Annotated in this window: 17 protein-coding genes and 1 riboswitch; of the genes, 15 read left to right on the top strand and 2 right to left on the bottom strand. The window is 66.9% G+C overall.

The annotated features are described in order from the left end of the window. From A5745_RS06120 to A5745_RS06165, 10 genes are all read left to right on the top strand, one after another. The coding region (locus tag A5745_RS06120) for a S8 family serine peptidase (protein WP_175879775.1) at nucleotides 1–1,006 on the top strand (1,006 nt) is incomplete at its 5' end. A 19-nt stretch (nucleotides 1,007–1,025) separates the two neighbouring features. Continuing rightward, nucleotides 1,026–2,231 (top strand): type VII secretion protein EccE, encoded by a 1,206-nt coding sequence (gene eccE, locus A5745_RS06125; RefSeq protein WP_076115471.1) that lies wholly within the window; start codon nucleotides 1,026–1,028, stop codon nucleotides 2,229–2,231. Next, complete coding sequence (eccA, locus tag A5745_RS06130) at nucleotides 2,228–4,060, top strand: type VII secretion AAA-ATPase EccA (protein WP_076115472.1); 1,833 nt, start codon at nucleotides 2,228–2,230, stop codon at nucleotides 4,058–4,060. Before eccE ends, eccA begins: the two co-directional genes overlap by 4 nt. 76 nt (nucleotides 4,061–4,136) lie before the next feature. Beyond that, nucleotides 4,137–4,309: riboswitch (M-box (ykoK) riboswitch) on the top strand. 592 nt (nucleotides 4,310–4,901) lie between these two features. Further along, entirely contained in the window at nucleotides 4,902–6,071 is a 1,170-nt protein-coding gene (locus A5745_RS06135; protein ID WP_076115509.1) for a PPE family protein, read from the top strand. A 97-nt stretch (nucleotides 6,072–6,168) separates the two neighbouring features. After that, nucleotides 6,169–7,359, top strand: coding sequence for a PPE family protein (locus tag A5745_RS06140; RefSeq protein ID WP_076115473.1), 1,191 nt, complete (start codon nucleotides 6,169–6,171; stop codon nucleotides 7,357–7,359). Nucleotides 7,360–8,360: 1,001 nt separating this feature from the next. Then, nucleotides 8,361–9,635 carry a PPE family protein gene (locus A5745_RS06145; RefSeq protein ID WP_076115474.1) on the top strand — a complete coding sequence of 425 codons (1,275 nt, stop codon included), beginning with the start codon at nucleotides 8,361–8,363 and terminating at the stop codon, nucleotides 9,633–9,635. A gap of 14 nt (nucleotides 9,636–9,649) precedes the next feature. Beyond that, nucleotides 9,650–11,038 (top strand): PPE family protein, encoded by a 1,389-nt coding sequence (locus A5745_RS06150; protein ID WP_076115475.1) that lies wholly within the window; start codon nucleotides 9,650–9,652, stop codon nucleotides 11,036–11,038. Nucleotides 11,039–11,068: 30 nt separating this feature from the next. Beyond that, complete coding sequence (locus tag A5745_RS06155) at nucleotides 11,069–11,392, top strand: DUF732 domain-containing protein (protein ID WP_076058126.1); 324 nt, start codon at nucleotides 11,069–11,071, stop codon at nucleotides 11,390–11,392. Nucleotides 11,393–11,408: 16 nt separating this feature from the next. Next, the gene (locus A5745_RS06160; RefSeq protein ID WP_076058124.1) at nucleotides 11,409–11,735 is read left to right on the top strand and encodes a DUF732 domain-containing protein; all 327 of its coding nucleotides are present in this window, start codon (nucleotides 11,409–11,411) and stop codon (nucleotides 11,733–11,735) included. Between the two features lie 102 nt (nucleotides 11,736–11,837). Continuing rightward, on the top strand, nucleotides 11,838–12,548 hold the full coding sequence (locus A5745_RS06165) for an MgtC/SapB family protein (protein WP_076058157.1): 711 nt from the start codon (nucleotides 11,838–11,840) through the stop codon (nucleotides 12,546–12,548). Nucleotides 12,549–12,553: 5 nt separating this feature from the next. On the opposite strand, the gene A5745_RS06170 is transcribed toward A5745_RS06165, so the two are convergent. Beyond that, nucleotides 12,554–13,750: an NAD(P)/FAD-dependent oxidoreductase gene (locus A5745_RS06170; RefSeq protein WP_076115476.1), complete on the bottom strand. Its 1,197-nt coding sequence runs from the start codon at nucleotides 13,748–13,750 to the stop codon at nucleotides 12,554–12,556. A gap of 52 nt (nucleotides 13,751–13,802) precedes the next feature. On the opposite strand from A5745_RS06170, the gene A5745_RS06175 reads away from it, so the two are divergent. Both A5745_RS06175 and A5745_RS06180 read left to right on the top strand, forming a co-directional pair. Continuing rightward, complete coding sequence (locus A5745_RS06175) at nucleotides 13,803–14,747, top strand: sterol desaturase family protein (RefSeq protein WP_076058120.1); 945 nt, start codon at nucleotides 13,803–13,805, stop codon at nucleotides 14,745–14,747. A gap of 101 nt (nucleotides 14,748–14,848) precedes the next feature. Beyond that, a complete protein-coding gene (locus tag A5745_RS06180) occupies nucleotides 14,849–15,517 on the top strand; it encodes a hypothetical protein (protein ID WP_076115510.1) in 669 nt (222 codons plus the stop codon). Nucleotides 15,518–15,523: 6 nt separating this feature from the next. Here the strand turns inward: A5745_RS06180 and A5745_RS06185 are convergent, their stop codons facing one another. Beyond that, nucleotides 15,524–15,979, bottom strand: coding sequence for a nitroreductase/quinone reductase family protein (locus tag A5745_RS06185; RefSeq protein WP_076058117.1), 456 nt, complete (start codon nucleotides 15,977–15,979; stop codon nucleotides 15,524–15,526). A gap of 126 nt (nucleotides 15,980–16,105) precedes the next feature. Here A5745_RS06185 and A5745_RS06190 point away from each other — a divergent pair, with 126 nt between their 5' ends. From A5745_RS06190 to A5745_RS06200, 3 genes are all read left to right on the top strand, one after another. Then, the gene (locus tag A5745_RS06190) at nucleotides 16,106–16,789 is read left to right on the top strand and encodes a TetR/AcrR family transcriptional regulator (protein WP_205866278.1); all 684 of its coding nucleotides are present in this window, start codon (nucleotides 16,106–16,108) and stop codon (nucleotides 16,787–16,789) included. A gap of 128 nt (nucleotides 16,790–16,917) precedes the next feature. After that, nucleotides 16,918–17,418, top strand: coding sequence for a VOC family protein (locus A5745_RS06195; protein ID WP_076115477.1), 501 nt, complete (start codon nucleotides 16,918–16,920; stop codon nucleotides 17,416–17,418). Beyond that, on the top strand, nucleotides 17,415–18,884 hold the full coding sequence (locus tag A5745_RS06200) for an FAD-binding protein (protein WP_076115478.1): 1,470 nt from the start codon (nucleotides 17,415–17,417) through the stop codon (nucleotides 18,882–18,884). Before A5745_RS06195 ends, A5745_RS06200 begins: the two co-directional genes overlap by 4 nt. Nucleotides 18,885–18,926: the final 42 nt, after the last annotated feature.

The following is an 18,926-nucleotide window of genomic DNA, read 5'->3' on the forward strand; positions in this document are numbered from 1 at the left end:
GCCCCCGCCACCCGCGGGACAGGCGCCCGACGCCTTCAGCGGAGTCGCACCCGAAGTCGACATCATCGCGATCCGCCAGTCCAGCCAGGCGTTCGGTCTCAAGGATGCCTACACCGGCGACGAGGATCCGCAGACCCGGGCGAAGGTCGACAACGTCGAGACGATGGCGCGGGCGATCGTGCATGCCGCAAACCTGGGTGCCCAGATCATCAACATCTCCGATGTCACCTGCATGAGTGCGCGCAACATCATCGACCAGCGCTCGCTGGGTGCGGCGGTCCGCTACGCGGCGGTCGACAAGAACGCCGTCATCATCGCCGCGGCCGGGGACAGTAGCAAGAAAGACTGCAAGCAAAACCCGATCTTCGATCCGTTGCAGCCCAAGGATCCTCGCAACTGGAACGCGGTCACCACCGTCGTCACGCCATCCTGGTTCAGCGACTACGTGCTGACGGTCGGTGCGGTGGACCCGGACGGTCGGCCGATGACCCAAGGCGGTCAGGGCCAAGGTTCGTCGAGCATCGCCGGGCCGTGGGTGGGCATCGCCGCACCCGGAACCGACGTCATCGGGCTCTCGCCCCGCGACGACGGCTTGATCAACGCGATCGACGGCCCGGACAACACACTGTTGGTTCCGGCCGGCACCAGCTTCTCGGCGGCGATCGTGTCGGGGGTGGCTGCGCTGGTCCGCGCCAGGTTCCCGCAACTGTCGGCGTACCAGGTCATGAACCGCTTGACCCGCACGGCCAGGGCGCCCGCGCGCGGTGTGGACAACCAGATCGGGTACGGCGTGGTCGACCCGGTGGCGGCGCTGACCTGGGATGTGCCCGAAGGCCCGGCAAAACCGCCGCAGCAATTGTCGGCGCCGCTGACGGTGCCCAAACCGCCCCCGCACCGCGATATGGTGCCCGTGTGGGTGGCCGCCGGCGGACTGACCGGGGCACTACTCATCGGCGGCGCAATATTCGGTGTCGCGACGATGATGAAGCGACGGAAGCAGCAATGAGGGCGGAGCGACGATAGTAATGAATCCTCAACGCAGATTCGGGTTGTCGTTGTCGTGGCTGCGCGTCACCGCGGTGTTCTTGGTCGACGTCGTGATCCTGCTGGTGGCCAGCCACTGCCCAGACTCCTGGCAGGGTGAGCACCGCATCGCCTTTTGGGTCGGGGTCGGCCTGGCGGTGATCGTGACGCTGCTGTCGCTGGTCACCCACCACGGCCTCACACTCACCTCCGGGTTGGCCACGTGGTTGTGGGACTGGTCCGCCGATCCGGGCACCGCGCTGGCCGCCGGCTGCACGCCCGCAGTCGATTACCAGCGTAAGTACGGACGCGACACGGTCGGGGTGCGCGAGTACGCGGGCCGCCTGATTTCAGTGATCGCGGTTGACGGCGGTGAGGAGGACGCTCCCGGACGCCACCGCCACCATCGCACGACGGCGTCGGCCCCCACCCTGCTGGTGCAGGCGGTCGCCGAGGGGCTGCACCAGTTCGACATCCACCTCGACGGCATCGACATCGTGTCGGTGAAGATACGCCGCGGCGGCAACGCCGCCGAGCTGTCCAAGCTCGACGACTGGGGGCCCGAAGAGTGGGAAGTGGTGGGCGACCAGCCCGCCTCGTATGTGCGCCGCACCTGGCTGGTTCTGCGGATGAATCCCCAGCGCAACGTCGCCGCCGTCGCAGCCCGTGATTCGTTGGCGTCGACGTTGGTCGCGGCCACCGAACGCCTCGCCCAAGACCTCGATGGCCACGGCTGCGCGGCCCGGCCGCTGACGGCCGACGAGCTCGCCGAGGTCGACAAGGCCGTGCTGGCCGATCTCGAACCGACCTGGAGCCGCCCAGGCTGGCGCTACCTCAAGCATTTCAACGGGTTCGCGACCAGTTTTTGGTTGACGCCGTCGGACATCACCACGGAGGCAATCGACGACCTGTGGCAGCCCGACACCGAGGCGACCGTGGTCACCATCCGGCTCACTACATCGGGCGGCCGGCCGCTGGTTTCCGCGTGGGTGCGCTACCACAGCGACAAGCGAACCCCCAAGGGGTTGCCGCACGGACTCAACCGGCTCACCGGCCGCCAACTAGCAGCGGTGCGTGCCAGCCTGCCCGCCCCGACCGCTCGGCCCTTACTGGTGGTGCCCACCCGGGACCTGCTGGAGGGCGATGAGTTGGTGCTGCCGGTGGCCCAGGTGCGGGAGAACGCTGCGGCCTTGCCTGCAGCGCAATGAGTCGTCCGCAATCAACCCCCGAGGACGCCCGTAACGCGATGGTCGCCGGCCTGTTGGCGTCCGGCATCTCGGTCAACGGGCTGCAGCCCAGCCACAACCCGCAGGTGGCATTGCAGATGTTCACCATGGCGTCCACCATCGACCCCGACATGTGCGACGCATGGCTGGCGCGGGTGCTCGCCGGTGACCAGAGCCTCGAGGTGCTCGCCGGCGCGTGGGCGTCGATCAGGACGTTCGGGTGGGAGATCCGCCGTCTCGGGGTCACCGAATTGCAGTTCCGGCCAGAGGTATCCGACGGGCTGTTCCTGCGGCTGGCGGTCACCAGCGGGGAGTCGCTCGCCTGCGCGTATGCCGCGGCGCTCGCCGAGGCGAAACATTATGAGGAAGCCGCGAAACTGCTCGACGGCGTCGAGCCCAGGCATCCATTCGACGAAGAGCTGGTCACCTACGTGCGCGGCGTGCTGTACTTCCGCACCGGGCGATGGCCGGACGTGCTCCTGCAGTTCCCCGAGGGGAAGGTCTGGCGCAACCCCGAACTCAAAGCCGCGGGTGCGGCGATGGCCACCACCGCCCTGGCGTCGCTCGGGGTGTTCGAGGAGGCCGTCCGGCGCGGCCAGGCGGCCATCGAGGCGGACCGGGTGCCGGGTGCCGCCAATGTCGCGCTCTACACCCAAGGCATGTGCTTGCGCCACCTCGGTCGCGAGGAGGAGGCCGCCGAGCTGTTACGCCGGGTGTATTCGCGGGATCCCAAATTCACGCCGGCCCGGGAAGCGTTGGACAACAACGATTATCGGCTGATATTGACCGACCCGGAGACGATCGAGGCCCGTACGGACCCGTGGGACCCGGACAGCGCGCCGACCCGCGCTCAGACGGAAGCCGCCCGCCACGCCGAGGAGGCCGCCAAATATCTGGCCGAAGGCGACGCCGAGCTCAACGCGATGCTCGGCATGGAAAAAGCCAAACGCGAAATCAAACTCATCAAATCGACGACCAAGGTGAATCTGGCCCGAGCCAAGATGGGGCTGCCGGTGCCGGTGACATCGCGCCACACCTTGTTGCTCGGGCCGCCGGGAACCGGCAAGACATCGGTGGCGCGGGCGTTCACCAAGCAACTGTGCGGGCTCACCGTGCTGCGCAAGCCGCTGGTGGTGGAGACCAGCCGCACCAAGCTATTGGGGCGCTACATGGCCGACGCGGAGAAGAACACCGAGGAGATGCTCGAGGGCGCATTGGGCGGGGCGGTCTTCTTCGATGAGATGCACACCCTGCACGAGCGCGGCTATCACCAGGGCGACCCCTACGGCAATGCGATCATCAATACGCTGCTGCTGTACATGGAGAATCATCGCGACGAGCTCGTCGTCTTCGGTGCGGGCTATGCCAAGGCAATGGACAAGATGCTCGAGGTGAATCAGGGTCTGCGACGGCGCTTTTCGACTGTGATCGAGTTCTTCAGCTATACCCCGGACGAACTTGTCGCGCTGACCCAACTGATGGGGCGGGAAAACGAGGATGTCATCACCGACGAATCGGCCCAGGCGTTGCTGCCGTCGTACACGAAGTTCTACCTCGACGAAAGCTACTCGGAAGATGGGGATCTGATCCGCGGTATCGATACGCTCGGCAACGCTGGTTTTGTGCGCAATGTGGTGGAGAAGGCTCGCGACCACCGAAGCTTCCGCCTGGACGACGAGGACCTCGACGCCGTACTGTCCAGCGACACAACCGAATTCAGCGAGCGCGACCTGCTGCGGTTCAAGGAGCTCACCAGTGACGACCTGGCCGAGGGGCTGAGCGCGGCGGTGGCCGAGAAGAAGTCGACCTAGCGCGCCCTTTTCGCGCACCGCAAATCGGCCGGCAGCTAAGTTGACTCGCCCCGGTCCGAATGCCACCATGGCTTCGTATGCACCTCGCTAGGTGAGGCGTCTACATGGATATAGGCCACTGACCTCGAACGTCGAGAGACGCCCAGGGTCAGGACAGCTCTTCCCGGCTTTAAGGGTTGAGCCCAAGTGGCTTCCGGTTCGATCCGGATACGCCGTGTGGTGCCAAAGCTCTGACGAGAGGGGTGCGGCGCCTGGGTGGCTACTCGGGTCTCCTCCCCAATGTGCGACGCAGTTGGCACCCCCGTGTGCCCTGGCCGTGAGGAGGTGAGAGCGAAATGAGCCCCGACGATATTCCGTCTTCCAGAGCGACGACCATTTCGTTACGACCGACCACGGCCGCGTTTCCACGGTCCTGATCGTGCTTGGCCCGGCAACCCCGGCCCGCCTCATCGGCTCCTAATGAAAACGGTTATCGTTTCGGTGTAGTGTCTTGCTCGGCCTCGCCGCGGCGGCGCGACGGCGCCAGCAATCCATCTGCAACGCGATGCGAGGAGGGGGCGATGTCGCTTGCCATTAGGCATCCGGAAGCGGTGACGACGGCTGCCGGTCACCCGAATGGTGTTGGATTCGCCTTGACCGCAACACAATTCACGCCAAACGCCGGCTGGTAGGGCAGCAACTGTCCAAGGCATGGCAGTGCCCGGCACGACGTGCGGGATGCGGGACCTTGTGGCGTGATGAACTCTTCGTTAGCTTAGCCTTGCCTAACTAGGAGCACCTCCAACCCCGACGCGATGCAACTAGTAAGAGAGGGACGCGAACAGTGACGCTGGATTTTGCGATGCTTTCTCCGGAGGTCAACTCGGCTCGGATGTATACCGGGGCGGGTTCGGCCTCGATGCTGGCGGCGGCGTCGGCATGGAAGGGCCTGGCCGCGGAGCTACGGTCCACGGCGCTGTCGTATGGGGCGGTGCTTTCGGCACTGACCGACGAGGAATGGCATGGTCCTGCATCGGCGGTGATGGCGGCCGCGGCCGCACCCTACGTCGAGTGGATGAACACCACCGCGGTGCAAGCCGAAGAGACTGCCGCCCAGGCTGAGGCCGCCGCGGCGGCCTACGACACCGCTTTCGCGGCCACGGTTCCCCCGGCAGAGATCGCGGCCAACCGCGCCCACCTGGCGTCGCTGGTCTCGACCAACTTCTTGGGCCTCAACGCTCCCGCGATCGCGGCGACGGAGGCCCAATACGGGGAGATGTGGGGCCAAGACGCCGCCGCGATGTACGGCTATGCAGGGTCATCGGCCGCGGCGAGCAGGCTGACCGAGTTTGACCCGCCCCAACCGATCGTCAACCCCGCCGCGACCACGGCTCAGTCGGCGGCGGTGACCCAGGCCGCGGCCACCTCGGCGGGCACCGGGCAAAGCACGCTGTCAAAGCTGATGACGTCGGTCCCGGGCACGCTGCAGAGCATGGCCTCCCCGGCGGCCTCGACGGCGTCCGCCCCGGCCAGCCTGGACGATCTCCTGAATTCCTCGATCTGGAATAACTTTGGACCCAACGCCAATATCTGGAACACCATCTTCTCTTCCGGGTTCTATATGCCGGGCAACTACCTAGGCACCGCCTCCAACTTCATGACGCAAGGCGCGGGCGACGCGGCGGCCGGCGCGGGCGAGGCGGCCGGCGCCGCGGCGGACGGAGCGGCAGCCTTCGGCCTAGTGCAGGCGGTCTCTCCGGCGGGCGGCCTCGGCGCCGTCGGCAACACCGTGTCGGCGGGGCTGGGCGCGGCACCCCAGGTCGGCGGGCTGACGGTACCGGCGAGCTGGACGGGGGCCGCGCCCCAGCTGTCTTCCGCAATCAATGCCACGCCGATGGTGGCACCGCCGCCGGCGATGGCAGCAGGCATGCCCGGAGTGCCGCTGGCCGGCAGCCCGGGCTTCGGCCGCAGCATGCCCCCCCAGTACGGCTTCAGACCCTCGTTCGTCACACGCCCGCCCTCGGCGGGATAACCGCAGCTGCGGAGTGCGCTTGTCCAATCGCCCCTAGTGCGCACCAGCGCCAACGGGGCCACCTGACACCGCCTAGCAAAGGGGAGGAGGCTGACGAATGACCGCGCCAATGGATTTCGCCATGCTTCCTCCCGAAATCAACTCGGGCCGCATGTATTCGGGGGTCGGCGCCGGCCCGCTGTTGGCCGCGGCTTCGGCCTGGTATGGACTGGCCGCGGAATTGCGGGCCACCGCGCAAGGGTACGACTCCGTGCTTTCGGAATTGACCAGCCAGGCGTGGTACGGCCCGGCGTCGGCCTCAATGGCATCCGCGGCCGCGCCGTACGTGGCATGGATGAGCACCACCGCGGCGCAGGCGGAGGAAACCGCGATCCAGGCGGAGGCTGCCGTCGCGGCCTACGAGGCCGCGTTCGCCGCCACGGTGCCGCCGCCCGTGATCGCAGCCAATCGCGCTCAGCTGATGGTGCTGATCGCCACCAACTTCTTCGGCCAGAACACCCCCGCGATCGCGGGCACGGAGGCCGAGTACGCCGACATGTGGGCCCAGGACGCCGCAGCCATGTACGGCTATGCCGGCGCCTCGGCGGTCGCCAGCCAGCTGACGCCGTTCGACCCGCCCACGGAGACCACCAATTCCGCCGCGTCGCCGGCACAGTCGGCCGCGGTGGGCCAGGCCGCGGCCACGTCGGCGGGCACCGGGCAAAGCACGGTTTCGCAGCTGATGTCCGCGGTGCCCGGCAGTTTGCAGAGTCTGGCAGCGCCGGCCGGTACGACGGCGTCTGCCCCGGCCAGCCTGGACGATCTCCTGAATTCCGCGATCTGGAACAACTTTGGACCCAACGCCAATATCTGGAACACCATCTTCGGGTCCGGGTTTTACATGCCGGCCAGATACCTTGGCGTTGCCTCCGACTTCATGTCGATGAATCAAGCCGCCGGCGGCGTTGCCGACGCAGCGGAAGGTGCGGCCAGCGCAACGGCGGCCAGCGCCGTGGAGGGTCCGCCGGGCGGCGTGACCCTGGTCAACTCGGTCACCGCCGCCATGGGCAGGGGAGGTCTCGTCGGCCCGCTGTCGGTGCCGCAAGGCTGGGCCGCGCCCGCCCCGGTGCACAGTCCGCTCGCCTCGACGCTCGTCAGCGCCCCGGGGGATGGGACGGCCCCACCCGTCTCGGCCAGCACGCCCTCGGTACCGGTGGCCGGACATATGGGCGCTCGGGCGGAGGGCCGCGCGGTGCCGCAATACGGCTTCCGCGTGACTTTCGTGGCGCGCCCGCCGGCCGCGGGGTAGAGGCCGTCTCGCACTATCTCACAAGCTCCACGTTGTTCACGTGAGCGTTCGGCAACCGTGTGGGCGCGCTGCCGGGCGCAGGGAACCAGTTGAACTACGCCATTTAGCAGTGGGAACGGCGGCTTTCGACCTCACAGGCAACCGGCAGCAGCTAATCAGCGCTGTGGCAGAGAGCCAGGTTTACCCTTGGTGAAATTCAGGGGAGGTTTGCATGACAATTAACCGTCAATTCGGCGCTGCCGGTGCGCGGGGCCGCCGCGAAGCCCGCGGCGCGGCGCCGCAAGCCGGGGACCACCGGGCCGGACCGCGGCTTCCAGGTGGTACATAAGCTGCCGAACCTGTGCGTAATTTGCGCACGTCCGCGGGACATACGTTCATCATCGATGCTGATGTTTCAGTCGACACATGTGTGATCGATATGCAATTGCAATGCGCTTTGCATTCCATGTCGATAGAGCGCTTTCATCAATATCATTGCTGCCTATGATGCAATAGTGCGATGTAAAGTTTGCGAACAAAGAACTAATTACTGGCGTTAACCGCAATTAACGCGATCACCTGCGCCGCCGAAATGTGATCGACGACACTAAATAGCAGACCCGCTGCGCGGGCATCGGGCCTGCGGTTTGACGTGCCAATATGCGTTCTGAGCAGGCCGTTCAGCATTGCGCTGCGTTAACTGTGAAACAGAGTTCTCACATCCGCACCAGGGAAACGTGACATTAATGTTTTACATCCTGATTACTCGTCGGGAACGCATAGTGAATAAGTTTCGATCACCATGATTCCTAGCTCAGGCGGGCACGGGCAGAGCGGCTCGATGCATGCTGTGACATTCACAGCTAAGGGAGGGTAGGGGTCCGGCTGTCTCCGACGAGTGCAAATCAAACTCATGCACTCCGCGGCGAAATCAATGGATTCCATTAGAGCACGACACGTTTGCTGGCTCGATGCTTAATGACGCCTAGCATGGCGGCCGAATAGGGGACCGGAGGTAATAGATGTTGGATTTCGGGGCGTTGCCGCCGGAGGTCAACTCCGGCCGGATGTACGTCGGGGCGGGAGCTGGGCCGTTGCTGGCCGCCGCCGCGGCGTGGGATGAGTTGGCCGCCGAGTTGCAGTCGACGGCGGCGTCGTACGGGTCGACCATCGAGGGCCTGACCGCCGGGCCGTGGACGGGTCCGTCCTCGATCGCGATGGCGGCGGCCGCGGCGCCGTATGTGGCGTGGATGAATGCCACCGGTGTTCAGGCCGAGCAGGCGGCGACGCAGGCCAAGCTGGCCGCGGGCGCCTACGAGACTGCGTTCGCGGCCACGGTGCCTCCGCCGGTGATCGCGGCGAACCGGGCCCTGCTCGCGGCGCTGGTCGCCACGAACTTCTTGGGCCAGAACACCCCGGCCATCGCCGCGACCGAGGCGCACTACATGGAGATGTGGGCGCAGGATGCCGCCGCCATGTATGCCTATGCGGGTGCGTCGGCAACGGCGTCGCAGCTGACCCCGTTCGTCCAGCCGCCGAAAACCACGAATGACGCGGGCGGCGCAACGCAAGCGGCCGCGGTTGCGCAGTCCAGCACCGTGTCCGGCTCGAACACGGCGTCGCAGCTTTCCCAACTGGTCACCGCGACACCGAGCACGCTGCAGAGCCTGGCAACGGGCAACGCAACGACCAACGCGACGTCGACGGCGGCCGCGACGGGAGTCGGTTTGCCGCCGGTGCCGCAGAGCCTGACGGACTGGAACACCATCTGGTCGACCCTCACCGGGCCGTACTCGCTGCAGGGGTTGACCGCCATACCCGGCGGTCCGTTCCTGTCGTTCGGGCAGGCGTATGCGTGGGGCCAAAACGGGCAGGGAGCCGCCGCCTATTTGTCGGGCCCGAAAGCCATCAGCGGCGCATTGGCGCCACTGACCGGCGGCGCCAACGCCGTCAAGCCCATGCTGAGCTCCGCTGTCAGCCAGGTGACGGGGTCGATGGGCAAGGCGCCCCTGGTTGGAAGCATGTCGGTGCCGCAGGGCTGGACCGAAGCCGCCCCGGCGATCCGGACGCTCGCCTCGGTGCTGCCGGCGAACCTCGCGGCCGCCCCGGAGGCCGCCCTCGCCGGCGAGGGCGGCGCCTTCAGCCAGATGGCCCTGTCGAGCCTGGCGGGACGAGCCCTGGCCGCCAGCGCCACATACTCCGGCGGTGGGGCGGCGGCCAAGGCGCTGGGCGGCGTCGTCGCCGAGGCCGACCCCGCCGCGGCCACCATCATCGTGATCCCGGCGCTCGAAGACTGAAAAGGGGTTTAGCCATGTTTTATGGAGCCTTTCCGCCGGAGTTCAACTCGGGCCGCATGTATGCCGGCCCGGGAGCCGAGTCGCTGCTCGCCGCCGCGGTGGCCTGGGATGATTTGGCCACCGAACTGCAGTCCACCGCGTCGTCCTACTCGTCGGTGGTCGCCAGCCTGACCGGCGGGCCCTGGATAGGGCCGTCGTCGCTGTCCATGGCGGCCGCGGCCGCCCCCTATATCGCCTGGATGCAAGGCACCGCGGTCCAGGCCCACGAAGCTGCCTCCCAGGCGACCGCGGCCGCAAGCGCCTACGAGACGGCGTTCGCCGCACACGTGCCCCCGCCGGTGATCGCGGAAAACCGCGCCCTGCTCGCACAGTTGGTGGCGACCAACGTGTTCGGGCAGAACACCGCGGCGATCGCGGCCACCGAGACCGAGTACTCCGAGATGTGGGCCCAGGACGCCCTGGCGATGGACAGCTACTTCAGCTCGTCAGCCGCAGCATCCCGGTTGACCCCGTTCACCGAGCCGCCACAGACCACCAGCACGTCGGGTACGGCGATGCAGGCGGCTGCGGTGACCGCCGCCGCCGCATCCCCGGCGGGCAATGCGGCGTCAACCGCCACCTCGGCCAGCTCGCTCATCACGAACAACCCCATCCTGTCGTTTCTCGCGGGGCTCGCCACCAACTACAACTCCACGATGGCGGGTCTGCTCAACACGGTGCCCAACGGAAATGCTTGGTACACAGCGCTGTACAGCGCCATCAAGGTTCCGCTCGGCTACACCACCCAGTTCAACGACATCGGCTTGCTGATCAACTTTCCCCTGTCGCAGTGGCTGAAGTTCGCCCCACCCGCGGGCTATGGCGCGCTGCCGAAAGACGCGCTGGGCGCCGGGCTCGGAGCGTTGGGCTTCGGCCGGGGCACGCTCTACAGCGCAGTGTCGGCAAGCATGGGAAATGCCGGCACGCTGGTCGGAAAGCTGTCGATTCCGCCGAACTGGGCCACTGCCACCCCAGCGATCAGGACGGTCGCCGCCGCCCTGTCGGCCGCCGGGCCGGACGCCGTGCCCGCGGCCTCCCTGGGCGAGGGTCTGCTCAGCTCGATGTCGATGGCGGGAATGCTCGGCAGCGCCATGGGTGCCGGGGGCCCCACCGTCGTGAACGCCGGCGTCCGCGGCCGTCTGAACAAGATCAAAGACCTCAAAGACAAGCAATCGCCGGAGCAACTCAAGCGTCTGGTCGCGCAGATATCGGAAAAGCCCGAAAGCGTGCAGCACCACAACGTCGACCAAGAAGGCCTGGACGCCCTGCTCGAGCAACTCTCGAAGAAACCGGGCATCCACGCGGTGCACCTCTCCAAGGGAGACAAGCCCAAGGTCGTGCCGTCGGAAGCCCAATTGGGCTAGCGCGCAACATAATTGGAAAGTTGGTGAGTCATGAGAACACTACTGACATTGCTCGGCGTTTCCGCGATGATCGGCTTCGCCGCGCCGGCCCATGCCGCTCCACCTCCGGAACCCGACGGGGACGACGCGGGCTTCATCGCCGCACTGCACCAGGCCGGCTTCAGCTTTTCGAGCCCGAGCGCGGCCGTTGGCGCCGGCCGAGCGGTGTGTTCGTGCTTGAACAACGGCGAGTCGGGCCTGGAGCTGGTCCACGACGTGAAAATGCACAACCCGGGAATGGACATGGAGATGGCATCCAATTTCGCCTTGCTCTCCGCCAAGTACTACTGCCCCCATCAGTTATCCAAGGCCTGACCACCGGCGCGGAGTCATGAGACTGCTCCTGACACTGCTGGGCGTCACCACCGTGATCGGGCTTGCGGCGCCCGCGTCCGGGGATCCGGGCGGGGGCGACGACGTCTCCTTCTTGGCGACGGTGCGTGGCGCGGGCATCAACTACACCAGCCCCGAACAAGCGATCGCTTCCGCCAAAGCGGCATGTGCGTGGATAGGCACCGGCAAATCCGGCCCGGAGCTGGTCGGCGACCTGCAGAGAAGCAATCCCGCGTTGACCACCGCCCACGCAACGGTGTTCCTGGCCATCGCCGCGAAGTATTACTGCCCCCAACAACTCAGTCAGCGGGCCGCCGCGCAGTAGTTGCAGCACACCCGTAGCCACCTGCCGTTCACCTGGATGTGGCTACATGTGGTGAGCCGCCGGGAAGCGCGGCGGGGGATGATCCGGGGGAAGGAGTGCGGCATGCAGACGCTGAGCGTCGCCGATTTCGCGCTCCGGCTGGCGGTCGGGGTGGGCTGCGGCGCCCTCATCGGCCTGGAACGGCAATGGCGGGCACGCCTGGCCGGCCTGCGCACCAACGCGCTTGTCGCCGGCGGCGCAACGTTGTTCGTGCTGTACGCGGTCGCCACCGAAGACAGCAGCCCCACCCGGGTCGCGTCATATGTGGTGTCGGGCATCGGCTTTCTGGGCGGAGGCGTGATCCTGCGCGAGGGATTCAACGTCAGGGGCCTCAACACCGCCGCCACCCTGTGGTGCTCCGCGGCGGTGGGTGTGCTGGCCGCCTCAGGTCATCTGGCCTTCACGGCGATCGGCACCGCAACCGTCGTCGCCATCCACCTGTTTGGGCGCCCGCTCGGCCGGCTGATCGACCACGACAACGGCGTCGAGGAAGACGAAAGCCTGCAGCCCTATCTGGTGCAGGTGGTCTGCCGACCCAAATCCGAGAAGTACGCGCGCGCCCAGATCGTGCAACACGCCAGCAGCCACGACATCACGCTGCGTGGCATCCACACCGGGCACGCCGACGACGACGAAATCACCTTGAGCGCACACCTACTCATGGACGGCCATACGCCGACGAGGCTGGAGCGGCTGGTGGCCGAACTGTCGCTGCAACCCGGGGTTCGCGCGGTGCAGTGGTATGCCGGCGACAAAGCCCAGCAACCGGAGTAGCGCGACTAGGGCCGCGCCTGCAACTCCGGCGCGGCCGCGGCCAGCAGGTCGGCACGGCTGCGGGTCAGCGGGGGATAGATCCGCCGGGTATTGATGGTCCGCTTGGTGGACTTTGCCCGTGCGCCATTCGAAACCACCATGCGATCCCATCCCTCGGTGTAGACCGCGCCGGCCGGTCCGAGGTCGAGAACCGTTACGTACCAAGGGATCCGAAGGGCCAGCATCGGCTCACCGAACAGGTCGCTGATCACGTTGTAGCCCGCATAGCGTCCCATCGGCCGGCCGTGCTGACACGACATCACCGACAAGTGCTCGTCGTCCATCCGGGCCGCCGCCACGTCACCCGCGGCGAACACGTATGGCACCCCGATCACCCGCAGATAATCGTCGACGGGCACCCGGCCCAGGCGGTCCCGGGCCACGCCCAGCTGCTCGGTCAGAGGGCTCGCCCGCATGCCCGCGCACCACACCACCGTGGCCGCCTCGAGCCGCTCACCCGTCGAGAGCGACACGCCATCCTTGTCCACCGTCGCGACACTGACCCCGGTTCTGGTCTCAATGCCGTTGTCCGACAGGGCCTGTTCGATCACCGGCAGTGCCGAGGAGCCCATATCGGAGCCGACGGCGTTGTGGTCGACCAGGACCACCCGAGGCGTGACCGAACCCTCGGGGAACAACGCGCGCAGCCGCTTCGGCAACTCGCAGGCCGTCTCGATGCCGGTGAGCCCGGCACCGACCACGACGACGGTAGCGGCCGCGGCAGTCGGCGGATCATCGGCAAGACCGCGGAGGTGGCGCTGCAGCGTAAGCGCATCGTCATGGGTGTCGACGTCAAAACCGAACTCCCGCAGCCCGGGTACGGCGGGTTTCACCACCTGGCTGCCCGACGCCAATACCAGCCGGTCGTAGCCGTACCTCGCGCCGCCGGATGTGGTGACGACGCGAGCGGCCGTGTCGATCGCGGTGACCTCGGCGGCGACGTGTGTGACTCCCGCGGGGTCGAGCAGGTCGGCGAGCGGGATGCGGCAGGCGCTCAGATCGGCCTCGTAGTTGCGGACCCGGATGTCGTGAAACGGTTTGGCGCTCAACACGGTGATGTCGACGGTGCCCGGCGCAACGGCGAGCTCGTCGAGTCGCCGGGCCGCGCCGAGCGCCGCCCATAGTCCCGCGAACCCCGAGCCGATGACGATCACTGCGGTCACGCGCTCACCATCTCCTCCGTCCGGCCCGCGCCGATGGTCGTAATCTATCGGTGTGCACGCCTTGACCGGGTTCTGGTTCGCGCTGCCCTCGCAGATGCGGGATCCGGTGCTGTTCGCCATCCCCTTCTTTTTGTTGCTGTTGATTCTCGAGTGGACGGCGGCCCGAAAGCTGGAGCGCCTCGAGGCGGCCGGCGCCGAGAACCCACGACCGGCGTCCGGCGCGTACCTGACGCGCGACTCGATGGCGAGCATCTCGATGGGGCTGGTGTCGATAGCCACCACCGCAGCCTGGAAGACCCTGGCGCTGCTCGGCTACGCGGCGATCTTCGCCTATGTCGCACCGTGGCACCTGTCGGTGACCAAGTGGTACACGTGGGTGATCGCGATCCTCGGCGTGGACTTGCTGTACTACACCTATCACCGCATCGCGCACCGGGTCCGGCTGATCTGGGCCACCCATCAGGCCCACCACTCCAGCGAGTACTTCAACTTCGCCACCGCGCTGCGCCAGAAGTGGAACAACAGCGGCGAGATTTTGATGTGGATTCCGTTGCCGCTGTTGGGACTTCCCCCGTGGATGGTCTTCTTCAGTTGGTCGCTGAACCTGATCTACCAGTTCTGGGTGCACACCGAGCGGATCGACAAACTGCCGCGGCCGTTCGAATTCGTCTTCAACACGCCGTCGCACCACCGGGTGCACCACGGCATGGACAAGATTTATCTCGACAAGAACTACGGCGGCATCTTCATCATCTGGGACCGGTTGTTCGGCAGCTTCCAGGCGGAGACGTTTCGCCCGCACTACGGCCTGACCAAGCAGGTGGACACGTTCAACATCTGGAACCTGCAGATCCGCGAATACGTCGCGATCGCCCGCGATTGGCGATCGGCGAGCCGCCTGCGCGATCGCCTGGGCTACGTGTTCGGCCCGCCGGGCTGGGTGCCGGGCGGGGCAGGTCAAATCGACGGCGCGGTGCCGCTGGCCACGTCACGGTAACGTCAAGACCAGGTCACGCGAAAGACTCAACGTCGGCGAGATTTGCGCCGTAATCTCAACCCGTGGCCGGTGCATGCACCGGCCCCGACGGAACGGAGTCCATGGTGCGCAGCCTGGCAATTCGCGCTTTTGTCGCCTCCGTTACCGTCGCGGCACTGGTGCCCGGGCTGCGGGCGGCGACGGCCGCAGCGGACCCCATCGTGGTCTTCCCCGGCATGGAGATCCACCAGGACAGCCACCTCTGCACCCTGGGTTACGTCGACCCGGGCCTGAAGATCGCGTTCACCGCGGGGCACTGCCGGGGCGGGGGAGTCGTCACCGACAAGGACCGCCACGTCATCGGGCACCTGGCGACGTTCCGGGACAACACTCCCAGCGGTTCGACGGTGGCCACCGACCAGGTGATCAACGACTACGAGGCGATCGTGCTGGACAACGTGCCGGCGAACAACATCCTGCCGGGCGGACGCGCGCTGGTGTCGACCCCGGGCCTGACCATCCAGCCGGGGCAGGCGGTCTGCCATTTCGGTGTCGCCACCGGCGAGACCTGCGGGACGGTAGAGGCCGTGAACAACGGGTGGTTCACCATGTCCCACGGCGTCCAGAGCCGCCAGGGGGATTCGGGTGGGCCGGTCTACCTCGCCCCCGACGGGGGGCCCGGCCAGATCGTCGGGATCTTCAACAGCATGTGGGGCGATTTCCCGGCGGCGGTGTCCTGGCGGTCCACCTCCGAACAGGTCCGCGAGGATCTGGGGATGCGCACCAGCTAGGGCTCATCAGCCCGAGGCCCCGCCCGCGGCGAGCACGAAGACCGGAATGGACGGCGCGGCGGCACGCAGCTCCTCATCGCTGGAGTCCGGCGTCAGCCCGGCGACATACCCCTTGACCTGCCAGTACCACCTGGCCAAATAGCGTTGCAGCACCTCGGGTTTGGCCGCGTCACCCAGCTCGGTAGCCAGCAGGCGTCTCCTGCGCCAGCGCGGGCCCACCTCGACGACGCCCGCAGCGCGCACATTGCGCGCCCATTGGGTGTTGCCGCGCGGCGAGACCAGATAGTCCACGCCGTCGACGGTCAGCAGGTTGATCACCACTGCGCGCTGTTTTCCGCTCTTGCGCCCACGTACCCGCAGGGCCCGGGTCCCGGCGATGCTGATCCCCAGCTCGGCGAGCCAGCGGATTGCCGCGTTCGCGGCCCGGGCGGCCCGGTTGGGTTCTTCGTATCGGGTGGCCATCGTGCGTCCTCTCGGGTGGTCTTGTCCGCTGAGCGGTATGAGAGCGGTGCTCTCGGTAATAGACACGGTGGCACAGCGCGCAGCGAAAAGCAAGAGCGGTGATCTCGTTTGTGTCAGACTGGTCACGTGGGCAAACGCCAGGAGTCGCGGGAGCAGATCGAGGCACGCATCGTCGAGCTGGGCCGGGTCCACCTGGTCGATCGCGGCGCGGCCGGCCTGTCGCTGCGTGCGATCGCTCGCGACCTGGGCATGGTGTCCTCGGCGGTCTACCGGTACGTGTCCAGCCGCGACGAGCTGTTGACCCTGCTCTTGATCGACGCCTATTCCGACCTGGCCGACGCGGTGGACCGGGCCCGCGACACCGCGGGCGAGGCCTGGAGTGACGACGTCATCGCGATAGCGCGCGCGGCGCGGCGTTGGGCCGTGGCACATCCCGCTCAGTGGGCCCTGCTCTACGGCAGCCCGGTGCCCGGATATCACGCGCCGCCGGAGCGCACTGTCGGAGTCGGCACCCGCGTGGTGGGCGCCATCTTCGACGCCATCGCCGCGGGGATCGCGACCGGAGACATCAGGCTGACCGAAACCGTTGCGCCACAACCGATGTCGTCGGACTTCGAACGGATCCGCCACGAATTTGGTTTTCCCGGCGACGATTCCGTCATCGCCAAGTGCTTTTTGTTCTGGGCCGGCGTGCTGGGTGCGATCAGCCTCGAGGTGTTCGGGCAATACGGCGCGGACACCCTGACCGATCCCGAGGCGATCTTCGACACCCAGCTCCGGCTGCTGGTGGACCTGCTGGCCCAGCATTGAGCGGACACTGAGGTCGGCCACGAATTAGAACGTGTTCACCCCGCGCTGGCGGGCGGCGGATGCCGGATTACGGCAAAGTCTTTGCGGCCCTTTCTGCCGGCCGGCGGACTGGGCTATCCTGCCAAACGATGACCGCTCCCACTCAGTCGCCGACGCAGATCGCATGGGTTACCCCGGACCTAGATGCCACCGAAAAGGCCCTCACCGGCCTTTTAGGCGTTCGGAAGTGGGTGCGGATCCCCGACGTGCACTTTGCTCCGGACGCGTGCAGCTACCTCGGCAAGCCCGCCGACTTCGTCGCCAGCATCTCGCTGAGCTATCTCGGTGACATGCAGTTGGAGCTGATCTCCCCGGTCCGCGGGCAGAGTATCTATAGTGACTTTTTGCGCGACTCGGGCCCGGGTTTGCATCACATCTGTATCGAGGCCGAGAGCCCCGAGAAATTCGACACGGCGCTGACCGATGCCGCCGGGCACGGCGCGCCGGTCGTGCAGCAGGGCGTGATGCCGGGCGGAATTCAGTTCGCCTACGTGTCGGCTCCGCAGGCGGGCGTGCCGTTCGTGGAGATCGCGTACGTCTCGCCCGAAATGCGGGCGTTTTACGACTACATCAAACAGGAGCAACGGTGAGCACCCAGATACCAGCAACCGTCGACGCGGGCACGGTCACGTCCTGGTCGGATGACGTCGACGTGGTCGTGATCGGTTTCGGTATCGGCGGTGGGTGCGCGGCGGTGAGCGCGGCCGCGGCTGGGGCGCGGGTGCTGGTGCTCGAGCGGGCGGCCGTGGCGGGCGGCACCACTTCGCTTGCGGGGGGCCACTTTTACCTCGGCGGCGGCACCGCGGTCCAGCAGGCGACGGGCAATCCCGACTCGCCGGAAGAGATGTACAAATACCTCGTTGCGGTGTCCCGGCAACCCGACGAGGCTACGCGGGCCAAGATTCGTGCGTACTGCGACGGCAGCGTCGAGCATTTCAATTGGCTGGAAGACCTGGGTTTCCAGTTCGAGCGCAGCTACTTTCCGGGTAAGGCGGTGATCCAGCCCAACACCGAGGGGTTGATGTTCACCGGCAACGAGAAGGTGTGGCCGTTCCTCGAGCAGGCGGTGCCGGCGCCGCGCGGCCACAAGGTGCCCGTGCCCGGCGACACCGGGGGCGCGAGCATGGTGATCGACCTGTTGCTCAAACGGGCCGCGAGCCTGGGCGTACAAGTCCGATACGAGACCGGGGCCACCGAGCTCGTCGTGGACGGCTCGGGTGCGGTGACCGGTGTGACGTGGAAGCGGTTCACCGAAACCGGTGCGATCAAGGCAAAGTCGGTCATCATCGCTGCCGGGGGATTCGTGATGAACCCGGACATGGTAGCCAAGTACACGCCGAAACTGGCCGAGAAGCCGTTCGTGCTCGGCAACACCTATGACGACGGCCTGGGCATCCGGTTGGGCGTATCGGCCGGCGGCGCCACCCAGCACATGGATCAGATCTTCATCACCGCGCCGCCGTACCCGCCGTCGATCCTGCTGACCGGGATCATCGTCAACAAGCTGGGGCAGCGGTTCGTCGCCGAGGATTCCTACCATTCCAGGACTTCGGGTTTCATCATGGATCAGCCCGACAGCGCGGCGTACCTGATCGTCGACGAGGCGCACCTGGAACACCCCAAGATGCCGCTGGTCCCGCTCATTGACGGGTGGGAGAGCGTCGCGGAGATGGAAGCCGCGCTGGGAATCCCCGAGGGCAACCTGGTTGCGACACTGGACCGGTACAACACCCATGCCGCTCGCGGCGAGGATCCCGACTTTCACAAGCAGCCGGAATTCCTTGCGCCGCAAGACAAAGGGCCGTGGGGGGCGTTCGACATGTCGCTCGGCAAGGCCATGTATGCCGGGTTCACCGTCGGCGGGCTGGCCGTGTCCGTGGACGGGCAGGTACTGCGCGACGACGGCACGGTGGTGCCGGGCCTGTACGCGGTCGGGGCGTGCGCGTCGAACATCGCCCAGGACGGCAAGGGCTACGCCAGCGGCACGCAGCTGGGCGAGGGCTCGTTCTTCGGCCGCCGGGCCGGGGCCCACGCGGCGACGGCAGCGCAGCCCTGAGCGGCGCACGGCATCGAGCCTGTAAATTCGCAGGAAAAGTGC

The sequence above is a fragment of the Mycobacterium sp. IS-2888 genome (genome assembly GCF_001954215.1).
Classification (GTDB): domain Bacteria; phylum Actinomycetota; class Actinomycetes; order Mycobacteriales; family Mycobacteriaceae; genus Mycobacterium.